At 34.5% G+C, this 10858-nt stretch carries 11 protein-coding genes; 10 read left to right on the forward strand and 1 reads right to left on the reverse strand.

What is annotated here, in order from left to right; translation table 11 throughout:
• Nucleotides 1-9 precede the first annotated feature (9 nt).
• Nucleotides 10-1347 (forward strand): anaerobic C4-dicarboxylate transporter, encoded by a 1338-nt coding sequence (locus EBF09_RS07275; RefSeq protein ID WP_121764457.1) that lies wholly within the window; start codon nt 10-12, stop codon nt 1345-1347.
• Nucleotides 1348-1368: 21 nt separating this feature from the next.
• Here the strand turns inward: EBF09_RS07275 and EBF09_RS07280 are convergent, their stop codons facing one another.
• Nucleotides 1369-2532, reverse strand: coding sequence for an MFS transporter (locus EBF09_RS07280; protein WP_121764458.1), 1164 nt, complete (start codon nt 2530-2532; stop codon nt 1369-1371).
• Nucleotides 2533-2706: 174 nt separating this feature from the next.
• Here EBF09_RS07280 and hisD point away from each other — a divergent pair, with 174 nt between their 5' ends.
• From hisD to EBF09_RS07325, 9 genes are all read left to right on the forward strand, one after another.
• Nucleotides 2707-4002: a histidinol dehydrogenase gene (gene hisD / locus EBF09_RS07285; RefSeq protein WP_121764467.1), complete on the forward strand. Its 1296-nt coding sequence runs from the start codon at nt 2707-2709 to the stop codon at nt 4000-4002.
• A gap of 10 nt (nt 4003-4012) precedes the next feature.
• Nucleotides 4013-4279, forward strand: a complete 267-nt coding sequence (locus tag EBF09_RS07290; protein ID WP_121764459.1) for a DUF2018 family protein — start codon at nt 4013-4015, stop codon at nt 4277-4279.
• Nucleotides 4280-4281: 2 nt separating this feature from the next.
• The gene (locus EBF09_RS07295) at nt 4282-4719 is read left to right on the forward strand and encodes an LYR motif-containing protein (RefSeq protein WP_121764460.1); all 438 of its coding nucleotides are present in this window, start codon (nt 4282-4284) and stop codon (nt 4717-4719) included.
• On the forward strand, nt 4706-5617 hold the full coding sequence (locus tag EBF09_RS07300) for a polyprenyl synthetase family protein (RefSeq protein ID WP_157978188.1): 912 nt from the start codon (nt 4706-4708) through the stop codon (nt 5615-5617). Before EBF09_RS07295 ends, EBF09_RS07300 begins: the two co-directional genes overlap by 14 nt.
• Nucleotides 5617-6942: a glutamyl-tRNA reductase gene (gene hemA, locus EBF09_RS07305; RefSeq protein WP_121764462.1), complete on the forward strand. Its 1326-nt coding sequence runs from the start codon at nt 5617-5619 to the stop codon at nt 6940-6942. Before EBF09_RS07300 ends, hemA begins: the two co-directional genes overlap by 1 nt.
• 11 nt (nt 6943-6953) lie before the next feature.
• Entirely contained in the window at nt 6954-8699 is a 1746-nt protein-coding gene (locus tag EBF09_RS07310; RefSeq protein ID WP_121764463.1) for a proline--tRNA ligase, read from the forward strand.
• Nucleotides 8699-9106 carry an FxsA family protein gene (locus tag EBF09_RS07315; protein ID WP_121764464.1) on the forward strand — a complete coding sequence of 136 codons (408 nt, stop codon included), beginning with the start codon at nt 8699-8701 and terminating at the stop codon, nt 9104-9106. Before EBF09_RS07310 ends, EBF09_RS07315 begins: the two co-directional genes overlap by 1 nt.
• Nucleotides 9099-10046, forward strand: a complete 948-nt coding sequence (gene hemC, locus EBF09_RS07320; RefSeq protein WP_121764465.1) for a hydroxymethylbilane synthase — start codon at nt 9099-9101, stop codon at nt 10044-10046. The genes EBF09_RS07315 and hemC overlap by 8 nt, the downstream gene beginning before the upstream one ends.
• Before the next feature lie 119 nt (nt 10047-10165).
• Nucleotides 10166-10858 (forward strand): cache domain-containing protein (locus EBF09_RS07325; protein ID WP_198672562.1); only part of this gene is annotated, 693 nt, incomplete at its 3' end.

Consider the following 10858-nt stretch of genomic DNA (forward strand, 5'->3'; position numbering starts at 1 on the left):
GGGGGTTATATGGAAACAGTAGAATTAATCTTACAGCTTATTGTATTTTTGGGTGCCATTTTTATTGGTATCCGCCTTGGAGGCATAGCCATTGGTTATGCGGGTGGTATAGGTGTTGTAATCTTAGGATTAGCTTTAGGAATGAAGCCAGGTAATATTCCTTGGGATGTTATTTTAATCATTGCTGCTGCTATTGCTGCAATCTCTGCAATGCAACAAGCAGGCGGTTTGGATTATATGGTTAGAGTTACAGAAAAACTACTTCGTGCACATCCAAAATATATCAATTATCTTTCTCCAGCTTGTGGTTGGCTTTTAACAATCTTTGCAGGGACAGGAAATGCAGTGTTTTCACTTATGCCAGTGGTTGTAGATGTTGCTAAATCTCAAAACATTAAGCCATCTGCTCCACTTTCTTTAATGGTTGTTTCTTCGCAAATTGGAATTACAGCTTCTCCAGTATCTGCTGCGGTTGTTTATATGAGTGGTGTTTTAGAGCCTTTAGGGTGGAACTATCCTACACTTATTGGTATTTGGATTGTAACGACTTTTGTTGCTTGTATGGTTACAGCTTTTATTGTTAGCCTTATCACTCCACTTGATTTAAGCAAAGATCCAGTTTATCAAGAAAGATTAGCAAAAGGACTTGTAAAAGATCCAGGCGAAGTTTTGAATGCAAAAGATAAGCCAGGTGCTAAGCTATCTGTTGGAATCTTCCTAGTTACTGTGCTTTGTGTGGTATTCTATGCAACTGCAATTTCTAGCAATATTAAGTGGATTGATCCTGTGATTATCCCTAGAGATGCTGCTATTATGAGTTTCCTTTTAACAGCTGCACTTTTGATTACTTGGTTTTGTAAAGTTGAACCCGCTAAAATCCTTGATACAAGCGTATTTAAAAGCGGTATGACAGCTTGTGTATGTGTATTTGGTGTAGCTTGGCTTGGAAATACATTTGTTGCAGGACATGAAGCTGCTATTAAAGAAATAGCAGGTGATTGGGTTAAACAAACTCCTGCAATGCTTGCAGTAGCATTTTTCTTTGCAAGTATGCTTTTATACTCTCAAGCAGCCACTGCAAAAGCAATCACTCCAGTTATTGTATCAGCATTAGGAATTTCTGCTGTAAATCCAGGTGATTCTTATATGCTTGTTGCTTGTTTTGCTGCAGTTTCTGCACTTTTTGTGCTTCCTACTTATCCTACGCTTTTAGGTGCAGTGCAAATGGATGATACAGGAACAACAAGAATTGGTAAGTTTATCTTTAACCATGCATTCTTTATTCCAGGTGTATTAGCAATTGTGATTGCGGTTGCACTAGGATTTTTGGCTGTATCACTCTTTTAAAACTTTGCCCTTTGGGGCAAGTTAAATAGGCTTACTTTTAAGGCTAAGATAAGCCATAATCGTTACTAAAATCCCTGCAATTATCAAAAGAATTATAGAAGTATTAAAATTAGAAAAACAATCGTATAAAAATCCTATACTAAAAGGCGAAAGAGAAGCTAAAAGATAGCCAAACCCTTGTGCCATAGAAGAAAGCTTAGCAGCCACTTGCACACTAGAACTTTTTAAAGAAATAAAAAGCAAAGCAATCCCAAAAACTCCAGCCCATGCAATGCCAATAGGAATCGCACTTAAAATTAGCATAACTTTGCTATCAAAAAAGAGCAAAAGGGTAAAACCCACTATATACAAACTACAAAGCATTAAAATATAAACCCCTCTAAAATTCTCCTTCAATCTTCCTAATAAAATAGGAGCTATTAAAGAGATAGGGATTCCTATACATTGCGCTAAAAGCACGATATTTGCCCCATATTCCTCTCCATAGCCCTTTTGTGCGATGATTTGTGCATACCAAGTAAAAAGTGCATAAGCAATAAAACTCTGAATCCCCATAAAAAGAGTGATTTTCCAAGCGGTGAGACTTCTAAAAATATGGATATTATTTTGTGCTTTTGGTTTAATTCTAAAAAATCTACCATTTTTAAGATAAGGACTATAAATCACTAAAGCCAAAAAAGCAAACAAAGCCCAAAACAACAAAGCATAAGAAACTCCAAAAGCTTTAAAAAGCGGTAAAGAAAGTGCAATCCCAACGATAGAAGAAAAACTTAATAAAAAGCTATAAACACCCATCATTTGTGAAGTTTTGTGCGGAAATTTGCTTTTAATAAAAATAGGCAAAAGCACATTTGCAATAGAAATCCCAATCCCTATAAGCAATGCCCCTATATACAAGCCATAAACCCCAAAGGGACGCAAAAATTCTCCTACTAAAAGCAAAACTAAACAAGCACCCATTGCACGAATAAGCGAAAAATGAGCCACTATAAAAGAAATGCTCCCAAAAGCAAGTAAAGGAAGCGTGTTTAAAAATCCCGCCTCTGCACTGCTTAAATCAAAATGCACCCTTAAAGCCTCAATCATAGGACCAATAGAGGTAATAGGCGCCCTTAGATTAAAAGCGACACTCACAACTATCAAAATATTTAGCCAAAAAATTTTATTCTTTTGTAAATTAGTCAAAAATACTCCTTAAAATTTGCGATTTTACTCCAAAATATTTTTACAAAGGCTTTAAAATGTAGTGTTTTAAAAGATTTTACTACTTTAATAAATCAAAATAGATAAAATAAATTTAAATTAAACATTAAGTAGCTAAAATGCAAAGAATTGTTTTAAGGAAAAAAGATGCAAAAAATGAATATTTTAAATACGCAAGACTTAAACTTTAAAGAAGAATTTGCAAAACTCCTTATGCGTGGAAAAATGGATATAAATAGCGTTGAATTACGCGTAAAAGAGCTTTTAGAAGATGTAAAAAATAAAGGGCAAGAAGCCCTAAAAGAGCATATCAAGCTTTTTGACAAATGGGAGCCAAAAGACTTTGAAGATTTAAAAATAAGCAAAACTCAAATGCAGGAAGCCTATGAAGGCTTAGAAGAGAATTTAAAAGAATCTTTAAAAATCGCTTATAAAAGAATCTATGCTTTTCATGCCAAGCAAAAACCAAAAACTTGGCTTGATTTTGAAGAAAATGGAAATATTTTAGGACAGATTATAAATCCTGTGCAAAGAGCAGGATTATACATACCCGGAGGCAAAGCAGCCTATCCAAGCTCACTTTTAATGAATGTAATTCCTGCTCTTGTTGCAGGAGTAAAAGAAATAGTTGTTTGCACCCCTACTCCAAATAATGAACCAAACCATCTTTTACTTGCTGCTATGCATTTATGCAAAGTAAGTGAAGCCTATAAAGTAGGTGGTGCAAGCGCGATTGCTCTTTTGGCTTATGGAGTAAAAGAATGCAAAAAAGTAGATGTAATCAGTGGGCCGGGCAATATTTTTGTTGCTACTGCTAAAAAGCTTGTTTTTGGAGAAGTAAATATTGATATGATAGCAGGGCCTAGTGAGATAGGGATTCTAGCCCAAAATTACACAAATACAAAATATCTAGCTTGGGATCTTCTCTCTCAAGCAGAACACGATGAAATGGCAAGCTCTATTTTAATCACAACAAATAAAGATTTAGCTCTAAAAGTTAAAGAAGAAATTTATGAGATTTTACCCACAATGCAAAGAGAAAAAATCGCTAGAGCCTCCATAGATACTAGAGGAGCGATTATTGTGGCTAAAGATTTAGAAGAGGCAATCTCTCTTATGAATGAAATAGCACCCGAGCATTTAGAGCTTCTAGTGGAAAATCCACTAGAAATTTTACCCAAAATCAAAAATGCGGGGGCGATTTTTATAGGAGAAAACACTCCAGAACCCATTGGCGACTATATAGCAGGCCCTAACCATACACTTCCAACAGGCGGAAGTGCAAAATTTTTCTCACCCCTTAGTACAGAGCACTTTATGAAAAAAAGTTCTCTTATTTCATTCTCCAAACAAGCAATTTTGGAGCTTGGAGAACCTTGTAGCACTCTAGCACATTGCGAGGGGCTAGAAGCACACAAAAATTCAGTTTTAGCAAGACTAAATAAAATTTAAAGGAAAAACTATGGATCACATTTTTGAAGGATTGCCACAAGATAAATGGCTAGAAATTATTTTTAATGCAAGCAGGGGTTTAGCCCAAAAAGAGCTTTTAGATATGCTAGAAAGAATGGCAAGTTTAGAAATTTTACTAGAAAAACGCCTTGGAGAAACTTGGGAAGAAGAGTTAGAATATCTTTTAAAAAGTGAAGAAAATGCAGAAGAGATTCACAAATGCAAACAAAATATTGCAATTAGCTCTATGGGAAAAATTTTAAGTCAAAATGAGTAATTTTGCCTAAAATTATATTTTTACTAAGTATTTTTGCCTCTTTAGTCTTTGCACCTCCTGAATGGAAAGCACAAAGGACGCTAGAGCTTAAAAAAGATGAATTTTATCTTTTAAGCTTTCAAGCAAAAGAGGCACAAAAGACTTTATATTTTCGCTGGACTTTGCTCAAAAATGAGGGGCTTGTGGTACATTTAAATTATGATTATTTCCCTCATCAATTTGTTCTTTATAGAGATTATCAGCGAGCTTGTTATAAAATCCCACTCTTTAAAGCAGAACAGAAATATTATAGTGAAGAGCCTTATTTTATGCTGTGCTTTAAAGACTATAAGAGGGTTGAAGATATTGCAACTTTAAAATTTTATATTTATGAGGGCAATAGAGATTTTAATATTATTGATGAAAGGAAAGTGCCAAATGGAGGCTTTGGAGCAAATTAAACAAAAGATGAATAAGCTTTTAGAAGAACTAGATTCTTCTTTAGTGCTAAAAATGGCTAGTCATCTTCAAAGTGGAAAAATGCTAAGAAGTAAGCTTATTTTAAATATAACTAAAACAAATGAAGAGAGTATTTTGCTGTGTGCAATTATTGAAATGATACAAAATGCTTCCCTTTTGCATGATGATGTGATAGATAATGCCCTAATGCGTCGCAACAAGCCCTCGCTCAATGCATTAAGTGGGGATAAAAATGCCATCATGCTTGGCGATGTGCTATATTCTAAAGCATTTTGTGAGTTAATCCATTTTGCAAAAAACTATCCGCAAATTCCAAAAATTATTGCAGGAGCTGTTAGCACATTAGCTATTGGCGAGATTATGGATGTAGCCTTAGGAGAAAGTTTTAACGAAAATGAGGAAGAATATCTCAAAATGATTGAATACAAAACCGCAAGTTTAATTGAAGCTTCTGCGACTTCTAGTGCAATTTTGGCAGGTTTTAATGAAAATGAGGTAAATTGCTTTAAACTATATGGTAAAAATTTAGGCATTGCCTTTCAAATTGTAGATGACATTTTAGACTTAACCCAAAATGAAAAAACACTAGGAAAACCTGTATTTAGCGATTTTAAAGAAGGTAAAACCACCTTGCCACTTATTTATCTTTATAAAAGCCTAAATACAGAGGATAAAGAAAAATTAAAATCCCTTTTCAAAAAAGATTTAAACACACAAGAAAAAGCTTGGCTTCAAGAATCTTTGCATAAAAGTGGTGCCATTCAAAAAAGTATGGATTTAGCAAAAAATTTAGGTAAAAGTGGAATTGAAGCTATTTACAATAAAAATTGCGATAAACTTACACAAATTATGCAACAAATGATTGATAGAGAGTTTTAATGAGTTATTGTATTTTAAGCTATTCCCATAAAAATACCGATATTTCCTTGCGTGAGAGATTAGCCTTTGATCCTAAAAATCCAGCAAGTGGTGTGTTTTTAAAAGAAATTATAGAAAATAAATTTATAGAAGAGGCGCTAATCCTCTCTACCTGTAACCGCATAGAATTTATCCTAAATGCAAACAATCCCCAAAAAGCGCAAGAATATATCCTCTCTAAATTAAGCGATTATTCTAAAATTAGCATAGACAAATTACAAGCCCATGCAGACTTCTATGAGGATAGAGGTGCAATCCACCATCTCTTTAGTGTAGCAAGCTCACTAGATAGCTTAGTCATTGGAGAAACACAGATAGGAGGACAACTCAAAAACGCATTTAAATTCTCCTATGATCTTGGCTGTTGTGGCTTAGAACTTTCACGCGCTATCCATTTTGCCTTTAGATGTGCTGCAAGTGTAAGAAATAGCACAAATATCTCCAAAAACGCTGTATCTGTGGCTTCAGTAGCTGTTAGCAAGGCAAAAGAGATTTTTGGCACCCTAAAAGACAAACAAGCTTTAGTAATCGGTGCTGGAGAGATGAGCACTCTTTGTGCTAAACATCTAGTAAATGCAGGGGCAAAGGTAATTTTAATCAATCGCGATATTCATAAAGCCAATGCGCTTTGCGAATCTGTTAAACAAGATTTAGATTGTGCGGTTATAGAGGTAGATAGCTTCAAAAATATCGCAAAGCTTATCAATCAAATCCCACTTGTATTTAGCGCCACAGGTGCTCCACATAGCATTATTACAAAGGATATGCTAGAAGCACTAGAAATGAATCGTTTTTGGTTTGATTTAGCTGTCCCACGCGATATAGAAGAAATTCATGATACAAAAATCAAAATTTTTGCCGTAGATGATTTAGAAGATATTGTAAAGAAAAATCTAGCGATGCGAGAAGAACAAGCAAGAATTGCCTATGGGATTATCGGGCGTTTCACGCAAGAATTTTTTGAATGGCTTCAAAGCTTAAATGTAGAACCTATCATCAAAAATATAAGACAACTTGCAAAAGATTCAGCCCTAAAAGAACTCCAAAGAGGAATCTCTAAAGGATTTTTACCTAAAGAATATGAAAAAAATATAGAAAAAACATTGCATAATGCCTTTAATGCATTTTTACATCAATTTACCATTTCTTTAAAAAGTGTAGCTAATACGCCAAAAGGAGATAGCGTTGTTGAATCGGTGCGTTTTTTGTTTGGAGGAGATGATCCTAAAATGGCAGAAAAATACAAATGCGAACACATAGAAGAAAAGTCTAATAAACATTGCTAAAAGGAAATAAAATGAAATTTTCAAAGTTTTTTATCCATACATTAAAAGAAGCCCCAAAAGATGCGACGCTAAAAAGCCATGAATATTTAGTGCGTGGGGGATTTATAGAGCAAATTGGTAGTGGGATTTATAACTTTCTCCCCTTAGGAAAGCGTGTTTTAGATAAAATCAAAGCAATCATTAAAAAAAATATGGATAATGCAGGTGCAAATGAAGTAAGTTTAGGTTTTGTAACCCCTGCAAGTTTGTGGCAAAATAGTGGCAGATACGAACGCTATGGAAAAGAACTTTTACGCTTTAAAGACAGAAAAGATAATGATTTTGTGCTAGGGCCTACACATGAGGAAGTAATCACAGAGCTTGTAAAGTCTAAAGTCAAAAGCTACAAACAACTTCCTATCCATCTTTATCAAATCAATCTTAAATTTAGAGATGAGATTAGACCGCGTTTTGGGCTTATGAGAGGTAGAGAATTTTTAATGAAAGATGGGTATAGCTTCCATAGCTCTTATGAGGATTTAAAAAGAGAATTTGATTTAATGGAGCAAACTTATAGCAACATTTTTAAAGAGCTTGGGTTAGACTTTAGAGCTGTGTGGGCCGATAGCGGTGCTATTGGAGGAAGCGGAAGTAAAGAATTTATGGTTTTAGCAAATAGCGGAGAAGATACAATTTGCGTGTGTGATCAATGCTCCTATGCTGCAAACTTAGAAGCAGCCAAAAGAGCCAAAAAGCTTCCTAGCTCACAAGCCCCACAAGCAGAATTTGCAAAATTCAAAACTCCAAATATCACAACCATTGAGCTTTTAAGTGAATTTTTCAAAATTAGCCCCTATTGGACGCTAAAAGCTGTAGCTAAAAAGGCTATTTTTGATGGCGGAAAAACACAAATGGCATTTTTCTTTATAAGAGGAAGCGATACACTAAACCTAACTAAAGCACTTAATTGCTGTGAAGGAGCAAATGAGCTTGTAGATTTAAGCAAAGAAGAGCTAGAAAGTGTAGGCTTATATGCAGGATTTATCGGTCCTTATGGCTTAAGAAACCTTAGCAATTCTCCTTATATTTATTTTGATGAGGAGCTAAAGGGAGCTTGTGGGCTAGTTTGTGGAGCAAACGAGCTAGATTATCACTTTGTTGGAGTGGATTTAGACACATTTACCAACCTAGAATTTAGAGATTTAATAGAAGCACAAGAAGGGGATTTGTGCCAAGAATGTGCTAAGAGTGGCAAAGAAGGGAAGTTATATTTTACAAAAGGGATTGAAGCGGGACATATTTTTCAGCTAGGCACTAAATATTCTAAAGCACTAGGGGCGACTTTTTTAGATGAGCTAGGCAAAGCACAGCCCTTTATTATGGGTTGCTATGGCATAGGGGTTTCAAGACTTGTAGCTACGATTATAGAGCAACACCACGATGAAAAAGGAATGATTTGGAGTAAAAACACAGCTCCTTTTAGCATAGATTTGATTGTTTCTAACCTAAAAGATTCTACACAAATGGAATTTGCTACAAAAATTTATGAGAAACTTTTAGAATTAGGTATTGAATGTATTTTTGATGATAGAGATGAACGCTATGGAGCTAAAATGGCGGATTTTGAGCTTATTGGTTTCCCCTATGCCTTAGTAGTCGGCAAAAGCCTAAATGAAGGATTTGTGGAACTCATCGCAAGAAAAGATTTGCAAAAAGAAAAAATCTCTACTAACGATTTTGAAAATCTAATCCAAACTATTTGTGCTAGGATTGCTTAATGCCTTTAGCTTTACTTTTGATTTATATTTTCATTGAAGTTTTAGTAAGCTATGAGATTATAGAGATTATAGGAGTTTTTGGATTCTTTTTAGAAATTGTTTTAAGTGCATTTTTGGGACTTTTTATATTGATGAATTTTAGAGTTTTTTTTGGCGATGCACTCAGCAAACTAAGAAGCAGAGAAATAAGCTATGAAGCTTTTGTGGGTTCAAATATTTTTAGAATCTTAGGAGCAATTTTATTGATTTTGCCGGGTGGTTTTACGGATATTTTAGGGCTTTTAATGCAATTTAGCTCACTTGGTTTTATTATGGTAAAACCTTTTGTAAAACATAAAAATACTCCAAACAATCCTGATTGCGAAATTATTGATATTGAAGTCATTACAAAGGATAAAAGTGAATAAGATTATCATTGGCACAAGGGGAAGTATTTTAGCACTTTGGCAGGCAAATCACATTAAAGAAGAGCTAGAAAAATACCATAAAGATCTAAAAGTAGAACTAAAAATTATCAAAACCAAAGGTGATAAAATCTTAGATGTTCCTTTAGCTAAAATCGGTGGCAAGGGACTTTTTACCAAAGAGCTAGAAGAAATGCTCTTAGCAGGTGAGATTGATATTGCTGTGCATAGTTTAAAAGATGTCCCTGTGGAATTTGTAGAAGGCTTAGGACTTGGAGCTATCACTAAAAGGGAAGATGTAAGAGATAGTTTTTTAAGCTATAAATACAAAAGCTTAGAAGAACTTCCAAAAGGAGCAAAAGTAGGCACAACTTCCCTAAGACGCGTTATGCAAATCAATGCTTTAAGAGAGGATTTAGACTGCCTAAGCTTAAGAGGCAATGTCCAAACACGCTTAAGAAAACTCAAAGAAGGCGAGTTTGATGCTATTATCTTAGCTCAAGCGGGAGTTAATCGTCTAAATTTAGCTAAAGAAGTATATCATATTATTCCGCTTGATTTTATGATTCCTGCGATGGGACAAGCAGCTCTAGGAATTGAATGCAAACTAGACAGTGAGGCTTATAAAAAAGTGGCATTCTTAAACGATACAAAAGCCCTTTTTGAAACAAGCTGCGAAAGAGAATTTGTAAAAACGCTAGAGGGTGGCTGTCAAGTGCCTATTGGCGTCAATGCAGTTTATGAAAATAATAAGCTAAATCTAAGAGCGATTTTAGGATTACCTAATGGCAAAAAAATCCTAAAAGATCATCTTAGTAAAAAAATTCACTCCTTACAAGAAGCTAAAGATTTGGGGGTTATTTTAGCGCAAAGCTTTATAAAGCAAGGGGCTAAAATAATCTTGCAAGAAGCACAACAATGGGACTTTAACAGCAATAAGTAAAATAGCGGTAAAAATTAAAGTTTCTTTAAAGAATGGCTATGATAAAATTTCTTACTTAAACATAAATATAATTTGTGTTGTAATTTCTATATCATAATCAGCCTTTAGAGGAGTAAAAAATGAATAGCATTAAGATCAAAGTTTCATTAATTGCCAATTTTATAGCTATTATTTGTCTATTGATTTTGGGAATTGTAACTTTTATATATGTTAAACAAATAGTATTAGACGAGACCATTAAAGAAGAAACAAACTATATCAAAATGGCAAACTCTTTGGTACTAGGCTTTGATAGAAACAATCAAGAAACAATCCGTAGAATCCAAAATGAGATACTAGCAAAACAAAATGCGGATGTCTTTGGTTCTATTGAAAGTCTTCAATTAGAATTTGATAATGTTCTCCATGAAATACGCAATTCTCTAGGACTTTTAGGCGTATATATCGCACATCCTAGTGGAGAAATTGTTGTAAGCAATGGCTCTTCAGACGCTATTAATGCAAATAGTATGATTTTTGGGAAAAAGCAAAATTATGATGCAAGAACTAGAGAATGGTATCTAGGTGCTTCAAAATTACCAGAAAATCAAATTTACACAAGCGACTCTTATGTGGATGTTGCCTCAGGGGAGCATGTTTTTACCTATGCTATGCCAATTTACAAAGAAAATAAATTGGTAGGAGTTCTTGGGATAGATGTATTAGCAAGCACACTTCAAGAACAAATTCAATCAACTCCCGGCCGTGTCTTTGCCTTTGATACAAACACACAAGTTTTTGCTTCAAATGATCCTACTCTTATAGCTAGTAAA

This window comes from Helicobacter burdigaliensis, assembly GCF_003670295.1.
In the GTDB taxonomy this organism is placed as follows: domain Bacteria; phylum Campylobacterota; class Campylobacteria; order Campylobacterales; family Helicobacteraceae; genus Helicobacter_D; species Helicobacter_D burdigaliensis.